Source organism: Shewanella phaeophyticola (genome assembly GCF_025398315.1).
Taxonomy (GTDB): Bacteria; Pseudomonadota; Gammaproteobacteria; order Enterobacterales; family Shewanellaceae; genus Shewanella; species Shewanella phaeophyticola.
This window is the reverse complement of sequence record NZ_JAODOQ010000001.1, coordinates 2,879,028-2,898,151: the sequence shown is the minus strand read 5'-3', so window position 1 is coordinate 2,898,151 and position 19,124 is coordinate 2,879,028. Positions and strand designations below refer to the sequence as shown.

Genomic DNA, 19,124 nt, shown 5'->3' with positions numbered 1-19,124 from the left:
TTGGATCAGTAACAGTGGCAAAGCAAATCCAAGCAATTCGCGGAATGAACGACATTCTGCCTACTCAAAGCCCAATTTGGCAAAAAGTCGAAGCGGTGCTTCGCTCATCAGTAAGTGCATTTGGTTACAGTGAAATTCGCACACCTATCGTTGAAAGTACTGATCTTTTTAAACGTTCAATTGGTGAAGTCACCGATATCGTTGAAAAAGAAATGTACACCTTTGAAGATCGTAACGGTGACAGCTTAACGCTTCGCCCAGAAGGCACAGCTTCAACAGTGCGCGCCGGTAATGAACACGGTTTACTATACAACCAAGAACAACGCCTATGGTACATGGGCATCATGTTCCGCCATGAGCGCCCTCAAAAAGGCCGTTATCGTCAATTCCACCAATTTGGTGTTGAAGTTTACGGTATTGGTACTGCTGACATTGATGCTGAAGTGTTAATGTTATCTGCCCGTTTGTGGGACCAACTTGGCATTAAAGACCATGTCGCTCTTGAGTTAAACACTCTTGGTGATCCTGCTGAGCGTGCTGCTTATCGTGATGCATTAATTGCCTTTTTAGAGCAACACAAAGATAAGTTAGATGAAGACAGCCAGCGCCGCATGTATTCAAACCCACTGCGCGTATTAGACAGCAAAGACCCACAAGTACAAGCTATTTTAGCCGATGCACCTGCATTGATGGACTACTTGGGTGAAGATACAAAAACACATTTTTCAACTTTATGTGAACTCTTAGACGCTGTTGACATCCAATACACCATCAATCCGCGTTTAGTGCGTGGTTTAGATTACTATAACCGCACAGTATTTGAATGGGTCACCACAAGTTTAGGCTCACAAGGTACTGTGTTGGCTGGCGGCCGTTACGATGGCTTAGTTGGCCAGTTAGGCGGCAAAGATACGCCTGCTGTTGGTTTTGCTATGGGGTTAGAGCGCATTGTATTGTTGCTTGAAACCTTAGCGCTAACCAACGACATTGCCGCTGAAGTTGATGTATACGTCACAGCAATGGGCGACAATTGCTTAGTTGAAGCGATTAAAGTTGCCGCAGAGTTGCGTCAACAGTTACCAACGCTTAAAGTCATGTCTCATTGCGGTGGTGGTAACTTTAAAAAGCAAATGAAGCGCGCAGACAAAAGCGGTGCTCAATATGCTTTGATTATTGGCGAAAATGAAGTTGCAAATAACCAAGTTGCGATTAAGCCATTACGAAATAACAACGAACAACAATTAGTCGCCCGTACTGAACTGGTGACTAAAATTGCAGAACTGATTTAAGAGGGGAAGCGTAAGTGGAAATTTATAGCACAGAAGAACAACAAGTAGATGCTATCAAGCAGTTCTGGAAAGATTATGGTACCTCAATTGCCGTAGGGGCAGTGGTAGGTCTTGGTGGTCTATATGGTTGGAATACCTATTCAGACATGAAAGTCGAATCAGCTGAACAAGCTTCTGAGACTTTTCAGGCCATTGCTGAGCAGTCAACGAATCCTGCTGCGTTTTTAACTCAAGCAGAAACCTTTACTGCTGAGCACGACCAGGCGGGTTATCAAGCATTGCTTGAATTAATGGTCGCTAAGGCTGCCATTGATGCGGGTGACTTAACCAAAGCAGAAACGGCATTAACGAAAGTGATTGCTGCAAAACCTGGTTCAGGTTTAGACATGGTAGCAACCATTCGTTTAGCACGTGTGCAAGCTGAACAAAATAACTTAGGTGTTGCATTAGCCACACTTGAGCAAGTGACTGACGAAGCATTTGCTTCGCAGCGTGAAGAATTAAAAGGCGACTTTTTAGTGCGTCAAGGTGATTTGGATAATGCCAAGTTAGCTTATCAAGCAGCGGTAGATAATGGTGGAGCCTTAACCAGTCCTGCGCTGACAATGAAACTAGACAATCTAAACAAGGCATAAGGAACTTAGCCGATGAAGTCGTGGTGTAGAAATCTACTTGCCGTTGGGCTAAGTGTTGCTTTTTTATCAGCTTGTTCTTCGAGTGATGTAGAAGAAGAACCTGTCAGTGAATTAGTTGATATTCAAGCAACCGTGTTTCCAGAAATCAGTTGGGACACCAGTGTAGGCGAAGGCGTAGGTGATTATTACTCGCAGCTTCGTCCTACGGTTCGTTACGATAAGTTATTCGTTGCAGATCGCAGCGGTGTCGTTGTTGCATTTGATGAAACAACCGGCGAAAAATTATGGTCGACAGACTTTAATGACGCGTTTGAAGAAGAGCTTAAAACCAAAACCAAAGGCATTCGCTTAGCCGCGGGAGTGACCGCAGCACGTAAAAAAGTGTTTGTGGGTGGTGAAACGGGTTTATTGGTTGCGTTAGATGAGGCGACTGGTGAAGTGGTTTGGTCAGCACATGCAAACGGCGAGCTACTCTCAGCGCCAACGGTTGCTGAAGACGTTGTTGCAGTCAACACGGCTAAGGGTGCGTTTGAAGCTTTTAGTATTGATACTGGCGACAAGTTATGGACTTACGAAAGTCAGCTCCCTAACTTAACATTGCGTGGCACATCTTCTGCTGCCTATGAAGCCGGTGGGTTCTTTGTTGGTACTGCCGACGGTAAAGTGGCTGTCGTGGTTAAAAATAACGGCCAGGCTGCCTGGGAACAACCCGTATACAGCCCAAGTGGCGGTAATGAGTTTACCCGTATGGCTGACGTTGATATGACCCCGTTAATTCTGGGTGAAAACTTATATGTTGCCAGCTACAACGGTAATCTAGTGTCAATGGAATTACGCAGCGGACGTACTGTTTGGTCGCGTAAATATTCGAGCTTTAATGAACTAGTAGAAGCGGGTTTAAGCTTATATCTTGTTGATGACCATAGCCGAATTTATTCAGTTGACCGTCGTAACGGCCTAGAGCTATGGAGTAACTCAACCCTTAAAAACCGTGAGCTTACTGCCGCAGCTGTTATCGATAATTATCTCGTTGTTGGCGATTTAGAAGGCTACTTACACTTCATTGACCGTACTAACGGGGATGTAGTAGGCCGTATTCAAGTCGACAGTGATGGTTTATATGCTCAACCATTAGTGGTTGATGACAAGATCTATGTGCAAGGTCGCAGTGGTAAAGTTGCCATTGTCGTCTTAGGCGAAGAGTAAATGCATGTTGAGGAAGATACCCAAGCCAATACAGAATAAGTCTTAGGGTCTGTTGATCTTTCAAGGTTATTTTTGCAGCGAATTGTTGGCCATTTATACAAGGCAGAGACTTTGAGGTGTAGTTATTCTACATAAAAAGTCGATAACGCAGTAAAAATGGCCAACAAACGCTGCCTGAAAGGTTCGGCTAAAAACGTTTTACTCTTTGTTGAATGATTCTTTGCAAATAAAGAGTTGCTTAGATGACTAGGCATCAATCCATTCGCCTCGATTAAAACGTTTTTAACTCGAACGAAATTCAACCAGCAAAGATCAACAGACCCTAGGACCATTTCTGAATTAATTAAGGTATAATATCTCTACTAGAGCCCCTGGAAGCGTTCCGGGGGCTTTTTATTGAAAAGTTTTTTAGAGGCAAAATCATGATCCCTGTAGTGACTCTTGTGGGGCGACCAAACGTCGGTAAATCGACATTATTTAATCGTCTTACACGTACTCGTGATGCGTTAGTAGCTGATTTTCCTGGCTTAACACGTGACCGTAAATACGGCCGTGCATTTTTAGCTGGTTACGAGTTTATCGTTGTTGATACCGGCGGTATTGATGGCACCGAAGAAGGGATCGAAACAAAAATGGCTGAGCAGTCATTAGCTGCTATTGAAGAAGCTGATGTTGTGTTGTTTATGACCGACGCCCGCGCCGGTTTAACCGCTGCCGATTTAGCCATTGCACAGCATTTACGTAGCCGTGACAAAGTGACCTTCGTGGTTGCTAACAAAGTTGATGGTATCGATGCCGATTCAGCCTGTGGAGAATTTTGGTCTCTAGGTTTAGGTGAAGTATACCAAATGGCTGCCGCACAGGGCCGTGGTGTCACCAACATGATTGACTACGCGTTAACACCTTACGCTGAAGCCATGGGCATTGTCCGTGAACTTGACGAAGAAGGTGAGCAGGTTGAACGTGAATACAGCGAAGAAGAAGCAGAAGCCGAACAAACTCGTTTACAAAACTTGCCGATTAAGCTGGCCATTATTGGTAAGCCAAACGTAGGTAAGTCAACGCTGATTAACCGTATTTTAGGTGAAGACCGTGTCGTGGTTTATGATGAACCAGGCACCACCCGTGACAGTATTTATATACCAATGTCGCGCGAAGGTCGTGAATATGTCCTTATTGACACTGCGGGTGTGCGCCGTCGTAGTAAAGTGCATGAAGTTGTTGAAAAGTTCTCAGTAATTAAAACCCTTAAAGCGGTTGAAGACGCTAACGTGGTATTGTTAGTGATTGATGCGCGTGAAGGTATTGCAGAGCAGGACCTTGGCTTACTTGGTTTTGCCTTAAACGCTGGTCGTGCACTCGTGATTGCTGTTAACAAGTGGGACGGTATTGATCAACTGGTTAAAGACCGAGTTAAAAGCGAATTAGACCGTCGTTTAGGTTTTATCGACTTTGCTCGTATTCACTTTATTTCAGCATTACACGGTACTGGGGTTGGCCATTTATATGAGTCAATCGAAGAAGCTTACGACAGTGCTACCCGTCGTGTAAGCACTTCGATGTTGACCCGTATTATGCAAATGTCGCAAGAAGATCACCAACCACCATTGGTCAATGGTCGCCGTGTTAAGCTTAAATATGCCCATGCTGGTGGATATAACCCACCGATTGTTGTAGTTCACGGTAACCAGGTCAGCAAGCTGCCTGATTCATACAAACGTTATATGATGAATTATTTCCGTCGTTCATTAAAAGTAGTTGGTACGCCAATCCAGTTACGTTTCCATGAAGGTGCTAACCCGTTTGAAGGTAAAACAGACAAATTAACCTTAGGGCAAGAACGTCGCCGCAAGCGTGCAATGAGTCATATCCGCGATCGTAAAAAATAACGATAAGCAATTACAAAAAGCCTGACATGTTCAGGCTTTTTTGTGGTTGAAATATTAAAAGCTTAAGGTGGCCGTATATGCAACAGCAAATAGTGGGTTATCACCTAGATGAAGAGCTGCATTGGGGCGCTGAGCTTGCATGTGGCCATTTTCAACATGTACGCCATGACCCACCCTGGACTGTCCGCGAATGGGTTACAACAGAGCGGGGTCGTGAGCAACATTTAGGTATTCGACTTAACTGTAAAAAATGTGACCGTGAACAACCTGTAGATGCTATTTGAGCGAATTCGTTTTCGATTGTCTATAGCTCAATAGGTAGCCGGCAATATACAAACAGATAACGCTGTCCATCGCCATGGATAACCAAAAGCCATTGATAAATGCTTGGCTTGAATTGTTAATCACTAAACTGATAAAAAATAATTTTTCAATTAATGCCACCCCAAATACCGGGATGATCCAATCATTACGAAAGATCGCAATTAAGAAACTGCACCCCATCATCAATACTAAAAAGCCCCAATGCTGAACAAAAATGGTGTCGCTAGCAATATAGGGTAATTGGTTTAATTGCGCTAAAGCCCATTGAGGCGCAATAGTGTAAAGTCCACCTAGCGATGTACCAAAGCCTGCAATAAATAATGCAAGCGTTTGAGTTCGTTTAAAAAACTCTGTCATGATAACGTCCTATTCATACATCCCTTTTAAGTTCATCTTGCCGCTCAGCCATATTGCGAATAAAACCCTAAACCATAAGTGATTGTTAAGCTTACGGGGCAATAATGCTGTGGTTAACTTAATCTATCGAGGTGTCTATGTATAGCCAATCCAATTACCCATTAGCTCACCGTCTCCTTCATTGGGGATTAGCCCTGACCATGCTGGTGATGTTATTAACCGTATTGTTACGTTTAGGCTGGATGGAGAAAAATCACATGGCTGCCATGATCGCTCAAGGCTTAGCCAATATTGATGTCATGATCACTGATAAACAAGCGGTCAGTATTGCAAAAGGGATCCGTGGAGTGATGTTTAAATGGCATATTTACTTTGGTTATGCGGTAAGTGTTTTGGTGTTTGCTCGCTTTGTGTATATGGCTAAATTTGGCCTGCATTATCCTTCGCCCTTGAGCAGTTTGGCGACAGTGAAGCAAAAATTTCAAGCATGGGTGTATTGGGTGTTTTATGCCGGTGTGACCATCTCGGTGATCACCGGGTTACTACTCAAATTTGATCCAGAGGCCATAGAGCATCAAGCAGAAACAATTCATAAATTGGCGTTATGGTACTTTATTCCGTTTATCAGCTTGCATGTGGCCGGTATATTCATTGCCGAATCAACTCATGAAAAAGGCATGGTATCCAAAATGATTGGTGGTTAATACGGATGACATAACTGGCAATTTATCATTAATGCTTAAATCTGTTTTTAGCTTAAGTAAACCTTAAGATTGGTAACCTAGTGTGTAACTTATCAACTCATAAGGTGAAAATATAATGTCTAAAAAGTTATTTTCTCTCACAAATAAATTCAGTTTTACCCTATTTAGTGTGGCACTGAGTCTAAGCACAGCAGCTTATGCCGCGCCATCTTTAGAACACTCAGTGTTAAACGCTCAAGGTCAATCGGTTAGTTTGCAGCAATATGTTGGCAAGGTGGTTTATGTTGATTTTTGGGCTTCTTGGTGTGGACCATGTCGTAAGTCATTTCCATGGATGAATGCCATGCATGCAAAATATCAACAGCAAGGCCTAGAGGTTGTTGCGATTAATTTAGATGTTGATACAGCACTTGCTCATGAGTTTCTCGCTCAATTGCCAGCCCATTTTAATCTTGTTTTTAACCCCGAAGGTGATGTTGCTAAAGCCTATGATTTGCAGGGCATGCCAAGCAGCTTCTTGTTTAATCGCCAAGGACAACTGGTACAGACTCATGTGGGATTTTATCAAGAAAACATACCTGCTTATGAGCAAGAAATTCAAATGTTGTTACAGGAGTCATCACATGAGTAATGTGCTTTATAAGCCTTTAATTAAAACAGCGTTGGCATTAGCGATTGCCAGCAGTTTGCTGGGGTGTTCGAGTTTAGGTGTGCAGCCATGGGAAAAAGATCAATTTGCCCGTGAAGACATGGCGCTGAACAGTGAGAAGCTGGATTTAGCACTAGATGATCACATTTATTTCAGTAAAGAAGGCACCAGTGGTGGTCGCTCATTAGCCGGTGGAGGTTGTGGATGCAACTAACGTCAACACATAGTATTGCTAGTGCATTGGCGCTAGCCAGTTGTAGTCTTATTGGCCAAAGCCAAGCGGCAGAAACCGTGCCTGCTAATGATGATTGGAAAGTCGATGCTGCCATTATGTATTACGGTGAACAAGACCGCGTACAAGCCGCTGAGGCGATAGGCAATGTACAAAAAGCCTTTGGCGATTCGTCATTGTTAGACCTAAAGATTGTGGTTGATAGCTTAACCGGTGCCTCTGCATCAGGTGCGGTTGCTCAAGCGCAAAGTCAAACATTTACCCGTCCTTCAGGCAAAGGCGAGTACACAGTTAACGCGGGTGACACGCCGCTTGACGATACTTTTCATGATACTCGCGTACAGTTAAGCGCCAATTGGCAAGAGATCTTAAATCAAGATTGGACCGGCAATGTTGGCATCTATGCCTCTAAAGAGTTTGATTATTTATCAATGGGGTTAAACGCCGGGATAGAACGTAGTTTTAACAAAAACAACACTACACTCGCGTTGTCGGGCGCATTTACTAATGACGTTGTTGACCCTGTTGGTGGCCGCCCTGTGGCGTTGTCTGAAATGGTCTTTCGCACCGAATATAACAGTGATGCAGAGTATCAAGCTGCGTTTGATCAAACCCGTTTAGACGGTGATGATACCAAACAAACGATGGATGTGATGGTAGGTGTGACTCAGATCCTAAACCGTAACTGGTTGATGCAAGCTAATTACGGTTTGTCGAGTGTGTCGGGTTACATGACCGACCCTTATAAAATCTTAAGCGAAGTAGATGTTAATGGATTAACCCAGGACTATCGTTATGAGAACCGTCCAGACTCTCGCCTAAAGCACAGTGTGTTTTTAATGACGAAAGGCGCGCTTGACTCAGGCGTAGTGGATTTCTCATATCGTTACAGTACTGATGACTGGGACATTACCTCACATACGTTAGAAACGCATTATCGGTATTACTTTGGCCCGAGTTTTTATGGGCAGTTGCACTTGCGTTACTACCAACAGCAAGCGGCTGAGTTCTATCAACCTTTCTTAATGGCCGGCGATGCATTACCTGAATATGCCAGTGCCGATTACCGCATAGGTGATATGACGGCATATACCATTGGGCTTAAATTTGGTCAGCGTTTATCGGGTGGCCACGAGATGACATATCGTCTTGAGTATTATCAACAAAACCCCGACAACAACGGCACTGAAATCCCGGGGCAATTGCAAAGCTATGATTTATTCCCGTCAGTGAAAGCGATTGTTGCTCAAGTCAGTTATTCGTTTTAATGTGGGTCTAATGTAATCAGAGTCGTAGGCCATTATTGCATGAGTAATAATGGCCTGCTGCTATAAACCGAGAGTCTTATGGTCGCTAATTTGTCAAATCCACAGGCAAACAACATAAGCTTACAGCCCCGCGAGTGGGGCTTTTTAGGTTCGTTTAGGGCGATGGCAAGCCCCTGTGAAGTGTTGATGGCAGTAGATGATCAACATATTGCCGAGCAAATGCTGCAACTAGCATTTCAAGAAGCTAAGCGTATTGAACAAAAATTTAGTCGTTTTATTGAAGGCAATTTAATATGGCATGTAAATCATGCAAACGGGGTGGCAAAACCCATTGATGCCGAAACTGTGCACTTATTGCAATTTGCACAACAATGTTATCAATTGAGTGGCGGCGCCTTTGACATTAGTGCCTGCCCGTTAATGTCATTATGGCGTTTTGACGGTAAGCACAGTGTACCGGAACATCGCGATATCGAGCAGGCTATAAAACATGTGGGGTTATCGCAAATGACCCTTAGCGACAGCCATGTGTATTTACCCTCAGGCATGAGTATTGATTTGGGCGGCATAGGTAAAGAGTATGCGGTTGATAAAACGGCGCAAATGATCGCTAAACAATGGCCGGATTACTCTGTGTTGGTTAACTTTGGGGGCGATATTGCTTGCCCGATCACCAAAAACGATGGTTGGCAGGTCGGGATTGAAAATCCGCAACAATTAGATAATGCCGCGGCGCTGTTAACCATACGCCAGGGGGCGTTAGCCACTAGCGGAACAACTCGCCGTTACATTGAGGTGGATGGCAAGCGCTACGGCCATATTATTAATCCCAAAACTGGCTATCCTGTTGAGCAGGCGCCCTTATCGGTTACCGTGCTTGCGCCCAATTGCGTGATGGCCGGTATGTTAGCCACTATGTCAATGTTAAAAGGGTCAGATGCTGAAGCCTTTTTGCAGCTACAGGGTGTCGATTTTAAAGTCTTTCGAGGGTAAAAATGCGAGTATTGCTGGTTGAAGATAATAAGTTACTGGCTCAAGGCGTGGAATTGAGCTTGGCTAAAGAAGGCATTCAAGTTGACCATTTACCTTCCTATAAACAAGCACAAGTGGCACTTGATAATGAAGACTTTAGCGCAATCATTTTAGATTTAGGTTTACCTGACGGTAATGGTGCTGATTTGCTCAAACTGTGGCGCCGCTCTGGTGTATCCTTGCCCATTATTGTGTTAACGGCCAATACTGATTTTGATACCCGCCTCGATTGCCTGGACATTGGGGCTGATGACTATTTAAGTAAACCCTTTGATGTTAGAGAGCTTATTGCCAGGTTACGGGCAATTATTAGACGCCAGTATGGGCTCGACAATAATCAATTTAGTTATGGCGCGCTCAATATCGACTTTACTCGTTGCGAGGTGCATTTTCGTGGTGAATTGGTGTCATTATCGCGCCGTGAATACCAAGTGTTGCTGGAGTTTGCTCAGTCTGCCGGGCGCGTATTAACGCGTAATCAATTGGAACAGTTAACTTACGGCTGGGATGAAGTCGGCAGTAACTCGATTGAGGTGCACATTCATCATTTACGTAAAAAAACTGCAACTGAATTAATTAAAACCGTGCGGGGTATCGGTTATATTTTAACTGAAACGCTATAGTCATTGGTCGCCATACTGCGGTGTAGATAAGGGTATTATGTTTTCATTACGATTATTGTTAAGTTTATTGATGCTTGTTGGTATTGTGTTGACGGTGACATTTTCGAGCATATTAAGTAATCGTGATGCAACCCATGAAGTCGAAGAACTGTTTGATGCCCAAATGGTACAAACAGCTAAAGTGCTCGAGCAATTTTATGTTAATCAGCTCACCTCATCGCAACTCGATGCTCTCATCAAACAGCCGGTGCTATTTCATGTTGCTGACTCGCAAATTGAAACCTTGGCCGAGAAAGCCAACGCTGTCACCTTGTCATATGAACACAAATTATCGTTTCAATTATTGTCAGAGCAAGGGCAACTATTGGCGTATTCTGATAGCTCTGGCGAGCAATTATTGACCCACTTTACTCAAGGCTATGACACCCGTATTGTTGGCGGTAAATTATGGCATGTGTACAGCTTTTTCTCTCAGCCTAAACAAGTGTGGATTATTACCGCGCAACGCGATGATGTTCGCCAAGAAATTGTGTCGATGATCATTAACAACTCATGGCGAGCGCCTTTACTCATCACCCCTGTGATGATGCTAATTATGCTATTGGTGACTTACTATTTGTTTAAGCCCGTGAAATTACTTGAGCGAAACCTCGCTAATCGTTCAGCCCAAGATTTAACTCCAATTAATTACGCCTTACCAACAGAATTAGGCTCAACCCAAAAAGCGCTCAATAACTATCTACAGCGCATTAACGAGACCCTTGCTCGGGAGCGGCGATTTAGTGCCGATGCCGCTCACGAGCTAAAAACCCCATTAGCTATTATCAAGCTTCATAGTGATGGATTAAGTGATGAGTTGTCGGCTCATGGAGAGGTGGTTCAACAAGCAACCTTACCATATATTAATGCTATTGATGGCGGGGTTAACCGTATTAGTCACACGGTAGAGCAGCTGTTATTGCTGTCACGGGTTGATGCGATAGATGTCTTAAATCGTCAACATTGTCAACTCCAAGCGATTATCGATAATGTGATTAATCAATTATTGCATTTAATTGCTGATTACCAATGGCACATTGATATTCCCAATGAGTTAACCGTTAATGCCGACCCATTTTATTTGGAGTTAGTGCTAAAAAACGTCATTGAAAATGCCTGTAAATATAGCCCTGTAGACTCAGTTATTACTGTGCGTGCGGAGCAAACCCATGCGGGTATCAACATTTATGTGAGCGATCAGGGCTGTGGTATGACAGATGAGCAAATTAGTTTAGCCCAAAACCGTTTTTACCGGGTCGACGAAAATGCTTCTCAAGGGGCTGGGTTAGGGTTGTCGATTTGCCAACATATTATTAGTTTACATCAAGGTGAGTTGAGTCTTCGCCGTATTGAGCCGCAGGGATTATCGGTATGTATCAGCTTACCTGACATCTCATAAACTGATTGGCATAACATGCTTAGAGACTAAAAATAAAAACAGCATAAGCTCAAACTCATGCTGTTTATATTTTGCGGTCCTAATGTTTTTCTCTGGTTGGTTTACTGCTTCTTGAGTGACCTGCTTGCCTCGATGAGGTGCTACGCTGTTGGCTGTTCATACTACGCTGCGAATTGCTTGAGCGTTGTGCTTTTTGCGGGGCACTTCGAGTAACAGAACGCACCTGCTTGGGCTCGCTTCTGCGTTGCTGTTTTGCCACTTGCTGGACACTTCGCGAAGCGGCTTGTGGTTGACGAGTTTTTTCTACTTTCGCTGCACGTTGCACTTTTTGAGTTGCCGCTTTTTTAGATTCAACTTGTCGTGATTTTTGAGTCACATTGGTTACCGGTTTTGCCTCATACTTGGATTTGTTATTCACCATATCGCGCTTATTACTGTAGCTCGAACGCATTGGCTCAGTTTTACGGTCAAACGATTTGCTTTTAGTGGTGGTTTGACGTTGCTGACTTAACTCGCGCTTAAGCGCTGTGCTGCGATGTTCTACCACTTGATTACGGTTGACGCCCTTTACCGTTGCATGCTCACTGCGCTTGTCTTGCTTAGTGCTGTGGCTCACTTGTTTACGAGGCTCATTAACCATCTGGCGTTTAGTCTCACGTGAATAGCTAACAGGCTTATGACGTTGTTCATAATGACCATTGTAACGCTTACTCACGACTTGGCTGCGATAAGCCACGCCTTTACGATGTTTAGGTTTGTGTTGCCAATGTTGTGCACCATGGCTGTAACTGATTTTACGTGGCGTGTAATAACGGTAGTTTTTACGAACCGGTACCGCGATGACACGGCGATCATGCCAATGGAATCCACTAAAAAAGAAGTTAAAGCTAATGCGCACGCCAGCATCCCAAAATATTGCACTGTGACTTGGGCGGTAATGCACATAAGCAGGTGCATGCCAATACACTGGTGGATATCGGTTCCAACGCCAATTACCATAAACAATGCGGCTGTCATAGTAAGGCACATACACAATTTCAGGACGAACAGATTCAATAATAATTCTGCGCTCAACTCGGGTCACTTTAACTTGTTCAAGATCGGCCAGGTTATTCGCTTCATCGGCTTGTAGTCTTAGTGACTGTATGGTGTCTAGTAAGCGTCCCTCATCTTGTAAAAATGCATCGCCTAGGTTTTGCGTCCACACTAAATCGTCATTTAAGCGTTCAAGTACATTAGGAAAGGCCACCAAGGCTTTCACGCTTGGGTCCCAATCTTGTGACTCTACTGCGGTCATAATTTGGCTGGTATCGCGCTCTCCCTGGCTGGCTAACCAACGTTTGGCTTGCACAATTTCAAGCGGGTAGGTTGACGCAATCAGTATGTGCGTTAATAGGCTGTCTGGATATAGCGCAATAGGCGCGAGCATTTGTGCTAATTCTGCATCACTGACTACTTCATCGACTGTATTGTAAGTGGATGATTCGGTAGGTTGTGCGGCTTGCACACTTGCTAATGGCATGCAAACCAAGGCTAATGCAATAAGTGCTTTAGCGGGTGTTTGAATGGCTTTTTTCATGTTATCTCCAGTGTCATTGATGACTGTTAAAGCCATCATAACCAGCCGAAGATGAACATAAGCTGAAAGTTAACTAAAGGATTTAAAAAGCTGGTGATTATTATCTGGGTATTGATTAATGGGTAAATGCAAACTCAAATTTGGCGCCACCTAAAATGGATGATTGCCCGACCGTTAATGTGCCGTGGTAGCTGTCGACTAAGTCACGCACAATTGCCAAGCCAATCCCATGACCTTGTGTGTAGGTGTCTGCACGCATGCCACGCTCAAAAATCTGTTGTTGCTTGTCTTTAGGCACACCTGCGCCGTCGTCCTCAACATAAATGTGTAAACTGTTAGGTAATTGCTTAACCGTGAGTAACACTCGGCTATTGGCCGCTTTGCAGGCATTATCTAACACGTTACCGAGCATTTCAGTTAAGTCTGACTCATCACCTTTAAAACGCGCGTCGGCATCACCTTGATAGTCAATAGTCAGCTGTTGCTGTTGATAAATTTTACCTAAGGTGCGCACTAACCGTGCGGCAATGTCATCAACACTCACCCCAAGGTGCCAACCCGTGCCAGCAGCACTTTGTGCGCGCTTTAATTGATAAGCCACAATTTGATTAATACGATTAATTTGCTCTAGGGATGCGTCATTTAAATTAGCTTGAGTTTGCATGACCGCTAAAGGCGTTTTTAAACTATGGGCTAAATCGGCAAGGGCATTTCGGTAGCGTTTACGTTGATTTTGCTCTGTTTGCAATAAGGTATTAAGCTGCTTCGCCACCTTTTGCAACTCTATAGGGTATTGGGTGCTTAGCTGCATCGACTTACCTTGCTCAACGGCACTGAGTTCCTGACTGAACTTGCCTAATGGTTTTAAGGTCCATAACAACCAACTCAATTGCACGCTAAATAATAGTGCCATTAAGATCAATAACCATAGTCCATAACGTCTTTGAAAATTGACTAATTTGTTGTTGGTATTCTTGCTGGTTTTTAATGATGTGCAGTGTCATGGTAAAAGGGTGTTCGCTGGTGGCGAAACTGACACTGTAACTGTAAATTAATTGCGGTTGTTCATTAATTAACAAGCTGGCGTAACTGTTTCTTCCTGTTGCAGGTTTGGGTAAGTTGATTGGGGTATTTAAGCCTAAAAACGAATTAGAGCTCCATAATAATTGGTTATCTTTAGTGGTAATCAGTGCATAAAGTCCGGAGCCGATAACATTAAATTGATTCTCGAGCAGATGCTCAGGCATGAGTAATTCATCGTTTTCCACTTCTGCCATGGCTAACACTGAATACACGTAAGCTTTTAATTGATTTTTGGCGGCAACGTTAATTTGAGTTTCAAAGGCATTATTAACGGTAATGCCAATGATGGGCAATAATCCCAAAATAAGCAGTAACGCACTGACCACAATGCGAACTTTAAGTGAGCCTAATAACTTACTCATGTTGCCCTAATTGACGCAAACGATAACCTTGGCCTCGTAATGTTTCAATGAGTTGATATTGATTGTCTGGGTCGAGCTTTTTACGTAAGCGGCGAATAAACACTTCGATAACGTTGGAATCTAAATCGAAATCTTGATCGTAAATATGCTCAATTAAACTGCTTTTTGAATGCACAGAACCAGGATGCAACATCAGGTATTCAAATAATTTGTATTCAGATCCGCTTAAGTTAACCACTTCTTGGTGCATTTTAATTTCAAGGCTGCGGGTATTAATACTAAATGATCCATTTTGAATCACTGGGCTGGCTTTGCCTGCTGAGCGTCGTATTAATGCATTAATACGTGCGACTAACTCTTCTAACTGAAACGGTTTACTTAAATAATCATCTGCACCGGCATCAAGGCCAATCACTTTGTCTTGCCAGCTATCGCGGGCAGTTAAAATGATAATGGGGTAACTAATATTTTGTTCGCGCAGCTGGCTGATTAAGGTTAAGCCGTCAATTTTAGGTAACCCGACATCAATAATCGCCACATCGTATTGATATTCTTGGGCCTGGAATAAACCTTCTTCACCATCAGAAGCGACATCGACAGTGTACTGCGCATCAATAAGGTGCTGCTTAACGTTAGCTTGTAAGGCTAGGTCATCTTCGACCAGTAATAATCTCATGGGCTAGTTCCTTCTAACTGAACCATTGGTGGCATCAACAGAGACATAAAAAATAACGCCATCATTGGTGAGTAGTTTGACTCGATACCCAGGATGTCCATTTACACTGCTAGATTGAACTTTTAACACCTTGCCAGAGTAATTGCGCTTGGCAATTTGAATGGCTTGTTGAGCGCTAGTGACCACCAAGTTGTTGTTACTTTGGCGATTGTCTTTAAGACCTGGAACAAGCTCAAATGGGGCAGCAGAACTTAACGATAACACATGCGAAGCGCCAGCAAAGCTGGGTGATGAAATCACTAACATTAAGCCTAAAAGCGTGGCCTTGAGTTTGAACATTCGCTGCATGGTGTTAATCCTATTTACCTCATTACCGTTAGTGTAAAAGATCCTTTTCTATATAGAAACATCTACTTAAATAATTGAACTGGGAGTTGATTCAAAATGAGTTGCTGGGCAAGTATACCTGTCTACAGATGAACATTAACTGAATGACAATAACAGCGTGATGATTGAATGATATGGAGGCTTAACTGTTTGGTAATGTTCAGCTTGTGTTCATTTTAAGTGAGTTTTAATGATTACAACATTTAAGGTTGTGAGGAATCACCATGAACCCATATTTAAATAACATCAGCAAAGCAACATCATTTAACACCGTTAAGTTAGGGCTAAGCTTGGGTGTTGCATGTATCCTGGGGTTAAGCTCTGCTAACGCCAATAGTGAAGACGCCAGTGCTATTCAAGTCAGTGCAAGCCAGGTCAATGGGGCGGTAAGCCAGGCAAGATTATTGGATGCGCCCGCGAGCGACAATAATGAAACCCAAGTGGCGGCTTTGCATCAACAAGCGACGTTACTAACCGCTACAGCCGATAACAGTTCAAAAGTGACGCGCGAACAACGTATGGCTGTTCATCAAAAAGCAGCTGCCACTCAAGAAAACCAACAGTTACGGGCGTTAGCTCAGCAAAATCAGGTCATCTATTACGACTTTTCATTTTATGATGCTCAAACGCGTTTATTTGAAGATTACGATTACGACGGTTTTTATCAAACCTTTAGCGTGACCTTCGATGCAGATATCAACAGCAGTGGTGGTGACGTGCAAGCAGATGTTTTTGCTGAATTATATTTAAGCCAAAACGGTGGTCCTGGATCCATTATTACTCGACTGACGTATTCACGCTCAACGCTGACTCAAGCTTTGATGATTATGAAGTATTAACCACGCTAGCTAACGGTTATCAAACTGACCATTATGATGTGTTAATTGATTTATACGAGCTAGGTTATGCCGATCCAGTTGCCACCATCAGCAGTGATGATGTTGATTCATTGTATGCATTGCCACTTGAAAGTGGCGACCGTGACACGGTATATGTAGAAGAAGTTTATGTAGAAGAAGTCCATGGCGGAGCAATGTCTTGGTTAATGGTCAGCTTATTAGGTTCATTGGCATGGCGGCGCCGTTTTATGAACAAAAAATAACGTAAACATCAGATTCATCTAGAGTAGAATGACATTTTTTTGAAGTCCTCAGTTTTTTACTTGTTTTTATCTAAAAAAATAAGTACTTAGGAGAGTGTATGTTAGTAAAATTGAATTCATCGTTATTATGCGGTTGTTTATTAGGTTCAGCTCTGTTGTTGTCAGGCTGCCAATTGCCTAATCCTTACACCGGCGAGTCTGAAAATGCTAAAGCGACCAATGGTGCCATTATTGGTGCAATTAGCGGGGCAGCCATTGGTGTGGCCTCATCAAGTAAAAGCGATCGCGGCAAAGGCGCATTAATTGGTGCTGCATCTGGTGCGGCTGTCGGCGGTGGTATTGGTTATTACATGGATGTACAAGAGGCTAAATTACGTAAGCAGTTACAGTCTTCTGGCGTCAGTGTTACCCGTGATGGCGATAACATTATCCTCAATATGCCAAACGAAGTGACGTTTGCTGTTGACCAAACCGTGTTAAGTGAACGTGCTAAATCGGTATTAAACAGTGTTGTTTTGGTTGCCAAAGAATACAGCGATACGCGCTTAAACATTATCGGCTACACCGACAGCTCTGGTTCTGACTCATACAATCTACGTTTATCGCAAGTACGAGCCAGCGAAGTGGCACAATACATTACTAGCCAAAACGTAAGTGGTTCGCGCGTGTCAGCAACCGGCATGGGTGAATCAAGCCCGATTGCCAGCAACAATACCGCCGATGGTCGTGCGCAAAACCGCCGTGTAGAAATTGTTCTTACGCCAATGGCTCAGTAACCAAGTGACAATCGATTCAGCCTCGTGAATGATAACCCTAGATTAACTTGAGCTGAGGTTAGTTACTGATGACCTTCGTCACGGTCGAGGTGACTTCACCGTGCTTTAAGCGGGTGTGAATTTCATCTCCCAACATTAATTGTTGAGCATTTTCAACAACGTGTTGATTTGTGCTAGTGATTGAATAGCCACGGCTTAAGGTGGCCAATGGGCTGACGGTATCAAGTTTGTGAGCTGCCTGTGCAACGCGCACCGCTGCCTGCTTAAAGTAGTCGCTGCTGACGTCGTTAAACCGTTCAGTTAAATACTGTAGGCGCTGCTTTTCTAATGTTAAGGTGCTGGCCGGTGAGCGTTGTTGTAAGCGATTATGTAATTGCTGGTGACGCAAAGTTAAGCGGCTTAGTTTATGTTGTAAGGCATTTTCTAAGCGCATTTGCATCTCATCAAATCGCTGCTCAAACTGTTGTAGTTTTCGCTGTGGTTCATGGCGTTGAAGCTGGTGGCTTAATTGGTTTAAGCGGCCGCTTTGTTGTAATTGATAATGCTTCATCCCTTGTTGCAAGCGCGATAACAACAAAATAAGCTTTTCCGCTTTATTGCCTTTGTCTTTAGACAATAGCTCAGCACCTGCAGATGGTGTGGGAGCGCGCACATCGGCAACATAGTCACTAATGGTGGTATCAATCTCATGGCCGACAGCACTAATTACTGGCAAAGCACTGTTGTAAATGGCATGGGCTAAGTGTTCGCTGTTAAAACACCATAAATCTTCCAACGAGCCGCCACCACGGGTCAGTAATAGTACATCCACTTCAAGGCGCTGGTTTGCCATAGCAATGGCCTGGCTAATTAACTGGCTCGCCGCTGCGCCTTGTACTTGGGTTGGATAAACAATGACTTCAATTGATGGGTCGCGTCTGGCCAATACGTGCAATATGTCGCGCAATGCAGCACCCGTTGCCGAAGTAATTACACCAATGCGTTGAATATTTTGGGGAATAGGGCGCTTTGTTTCTGTGGTAAATAAGCCTTCAGCGGCCAATTTGAGCTTTAACGCTTCAAATTCTTGCGCTAACAAACCGTCACCAGCAGGTAACATTGACTCTAATAGCAATTGATAGTCGCCACGAGGCTCGTAAACGCTGATGGTGCCTTTAACTAACACTTGTTGACCATTAACGGGTTTAAAGCGTACCGATTGATTACGGCCTTTAAACATGGCACAACGGATTTGTGAGCGACTGTCTTTTAACGTGAGATACCAATGGCCAGAGCTGGGCGAGGAAAAGTTTGAAATTTCACCATTTAACCAAATTTTACCTATTTGACCTTCAAGAATATGCCTGACTTCGCCATTTAATTGCGAAACAGTGTAAACATTGTTTTTTGTGGCACTCATGAGTGTTCTCATTCTAAAGGTAATAAAAATCTATTTTCCATTTACCAACTGTAATATGCAAGGTATAATCTCGCCGCAATATTTCACCTCAAATCCTACTTACTAGGGAGATGT

The 19,124-nt window shown here is 43.5% G+C and carries 19 protein-coding genes and 2 pseudogenes; 15 read left to right on the top strand and 6 right to left on the bottom strand.

Annotated features, from left to right (window positions below):
- Nucleotides 1-14 precede the first annotated feature (14 nt).
- The 5 genes from hisS (at nucleotide 15) to N4T56_RS13405 (ending at nucleotide 5,303) form a co-directional block, all read left to right on the top strand.
- On the top strand, nucleotides 15-1,289 hold the full coding sequence (hisS, locus tag N4T56_RS13430; RefSeq protein WP_261733587.1) for a histidine--tRNA ligase: 1,275 nt from the start codon (nucleotides 15-17) through the stop codon (nucleotides 1,287-1,289).
- Between the two features lie 14 nt (nucleotides 1,290-1,303).
- A complete protein-coding gene (locus N4T56_RS13425; RefSeq protein WP_261733586.1) occupies nucleotides 1,304-1,924 on the top strand; it encodes a tetratricopeptide repeat protein in 621 nt (206 codons plus the stop codon).
- A 12-nt stretch (nucleotides 1,925-1,936) separates the two neighbouring features.
- Complete coding sequence (bamB, locus tag N4T56_RS13420; protein WP_261733585.1) at nucleotides 1,937-3,130, top strand: outer membrane protein assembly factor BamB; 1,194 nt, start codon at nucleotides 1,937-1,939, stop codon at nucleotides 3,128-3,130.
- Between the two features lie 422 nt (nucleotides 3,131-3,552).
- Nucleotides 3,553-5,019 carry a ribosome biogenesis GTPase Der gene (der, locus tag N4T56_RS13410; protein ID WP_261733584.1) on the top strand — a complete coding sequence of 489 codons (1,467 nt, stop codon included), beginning with the start codon at nucleotides 3,553-3,555 and terminating at the stop codon, nucleotides 5,017-5,019.
- Between the two features lie 77 nt (nucleotides 5,020-5,096).
- Nucleotides 5,097-5,303: a DUF3565 domain-containing protein gene (locus tag N4T56_RS13405; RefSeq protein ID WP_261733583.1), complete on the top strand. Its 207-nt coding sequence runs from the start codon at nucleotides 5,097-5,099 to the stop codon at nucleotides 5,301-5,303.
- On the opposite strand, the gene N4T56_RS13400 is transcribed toward N4T56_RS13405, so the two are convergent.
- Nucleotides 5,296-5,700 (bottom strand): hypothetical protein, encoded by a 405-nt coding sequence (locus N4T56_RS13400; RefSeq protein WP_261733582.1) that lies wholly within the window; start codon nucleotides 5,698-5,700, stop codon nucleotides 5,296-5,298. The two genes, N4T56_RS13405 and N4T56_RS13400, sit on opposite strands and share 8 nt — an antisense overlap.
- 137 nt (nucleotides 5,701-5,837) lie before the next feature.
- Between N4T56_RS13400 and N4T56_RS13395 the strand changes: the two genes are divergently transcribed.
- The 7 genes from N4T56_RS13395 (at nucleotide 5,838) to N4T56_RS13365 (ending at nucleotide 11,646) form a co-directional block, all read left to right on the top strand.
- On the top strand, nucleotides 5,838-6,404 hold the full coding sequence (locus tag N4T56_RS13395; protein ID WP_261733581.1) for a cytochrome b/b6 domain-containing protein: 567 nt from the start codon (nucleotides 5,838-5,840) through the stop codon (nucleotides 6,402-6,404).
- A gap of 115 nt (nucleotides 6,405-6,519) precedes the next feature.
- Nucleotides 6,520-7,035: a TlpA disulfide reductase family protein gene (locus N4T56_RS13390; RefSeq protein ID WP_261733580.1), complete on the top strand. Its 516-nt coding sequence runs from the start codon at nucleotides 6,520-6,522 to the stop codon at nucleotides 7,033-7,035.
- On the top strand, nucleotides 7,028-7,267 hold the full coding sequence (locus N4T56_RS13385; protein ID WP_188917796.1) for a DUF4266 domain-containing protein: 240 nt from the start codon (nucleotides 7,028-7,030) through the stop codon (nucleotides 7,265-7,267). The genes N4T56_RS13390 and N4T56_RS13385 overlap by 8 nt, the downstream gene beginning before the upstream one ends.
- On the top strand, nucleotides 7,258-8,553 hold the full coding sequence (locus N4T56_RS13380) for a DUF3570 domain-containing protein (RefSeq protein ID WP_261733579.1): 1,296 nt from the start codon (nucleotides 7,258-7,260) through the stop codon (nucleotides 8,551-8,553). The genes N4T56_RS13385 and N4T56_RS13380 overlap by 10 nt, the downstream gene beginning before the upstream one ends.
- A gap of 162 nt (nucleotides 8,554-8,715) precedes the next feature.
- Nucleotides 8,716-9,546 (top strand): FAD:protein FMN transferase, encoded by an 831-nt coding sequence (locus N4T56_RS13375; RefSeq protein WP_261734826.1) that lies wholly within the window; start codon nucleotides 8,716-8,718, stop codon nucleotides 9,544-9,546.
- Between the two features lie 2 nt (nucleotides 9,547-9,548).
- Nucleotides 9,549-10,208: a response regulator gene (locus N4T56_RS13370; RefSeq protein ID WP_261733578.1), complete on the top strand. Its 660-nt coding sequence runs from the start codon at nucleotides 9,549-9,551 to the stop codon at nucleotides 10,206-10,208.
- A 37-nt stretch (nucleotides 10,209-10,245) separates the two neighbouring features.
- Complete coding sequence (locus tag N4T56_RS13365; protein WP_261733577.1) at nucleotides 10,246-11,646, top strand: sensor histidine kinase; 1,401 nt, start codon at nucleotides 10,246-10,248, stop codon at nucleotides 11,644-11,646.
- Nucleotides 11,647-11,725: 79 nt separating this feature from the next.
- On the opposite strand, the gene N4T56_RS13360 is transcribed toward N4T56_RS13365, so the two are convergent.
- From N4T56_RS13360 to N4T56_RS13345, 4 genes and pseudogenes are all read right to left on the bottom strand, one after another.
- Nucleotides 11,726-13,225 (bottom strand): DUF3300 domain-containing protein, encoded by a 1,500-nt coding sequence (locus N4T56_RS13360; RefSeq protein WP_261733576.1) that lies wholly within the window; start codon nucleotides 13,223-13,225, stop codon nucleotides 11,726-11,728.
- 115 nt (nucleotides 13,226-13,340) lie between these two features.
- Nucleotides 13,341-14,670 (bottom strand): annotated as a pseudogene (locus N4T56_RS13355) (ATP-binding protein).
- Nucleotides 14,663-15,346 (bottom strand): response regulator transcription factor, encoded by a 684-nt coding sequence (locus N4T56_RS13350; protein WP_261733575.1) that lies wholly within the window; start codon nucleotides 15,344-15,346, stop codon nucleotides 14,663-14,665. The pseudogene N4T56_RS13355 and the gene N4T56_RS13350 overlap by 8 nt, the downstream one beginning before the upstream one ends.
- Before the next feature lie 3 nt (nucleotides 15,347-15,349).
- Nucleotides 15,350-15,694, bottom strand: a complete 345-nt coding sequence (locus N4T56_RS13345; protein WP_261733574.1) for a PepSY domain-containing protein — start codon at nucleotides 15,692-15,694, stop codon at nucleotides 15,350-15,352.
- A 263-nt stretch (nucleotides 15,695-15,957) separates the two neighbouring features.
- On the opposite strand from N4T56_RS13345, the pseudogene N4T56_RS22535 reads away from it, so the two are divergent.
- From N4T56_RS22535 to N4T56_RS13335, 3 genes and pseudogenes are all read left to right on the top strand, one after another.
- Nucleotides 15,958-16,658 (top strand): annotated as a pseudogene (locus N4T56_RS22535) (choice-of-anchor H family protein); the annotation flags it as partial.
- A 24-nt stretch (nucleotides 16,659-16,682) separates the two neighbouring features.
- On the top strand, nucleotides 16,683-16,835 hold the full coding sequence (locus N4T56_RS22940; protein ID WP_449329055.1) for a GlyGly-CTERM sorting domain-containing protein: 153 nt from the start codon (nucleotides 16,683-16,685) through the stop codon (nucleotides 16,833-16,835).
- Between the two features lie 98 nt (nucleotides 16,836-16,933).
- Entirely contained in the window at nucleotides 16,934-17,611 is a 678-nt protein-coding gene (locus tag N4T56_RS13335) for an OmpA family protein (protein WP_261733573.1), read from the top strand.
- Nucleotides 17,612-17,669: 58 nt separating this feature from the next.
- Here N4T56_RS13335 and xseA read toward each other — a convergent pair whose 3' ends face one another.
- Nucleotides 17,670-19,010 carry an exodeoxyribonuclease VII large subunit gene (gene xseA, locus N4T56_RS13330; protein ID WP_261733572.1) on the bottom strand — a complete coding sequence of 447 codons (1,341 nt, stop codon included), beginning with the start codon at nucleotides 19,008-19,010 and terminating at the stop codon, nucleotides 17,670-17,672.
- Nucleotides 19,011-19,124: the final 114 nt, after the last annotated feature.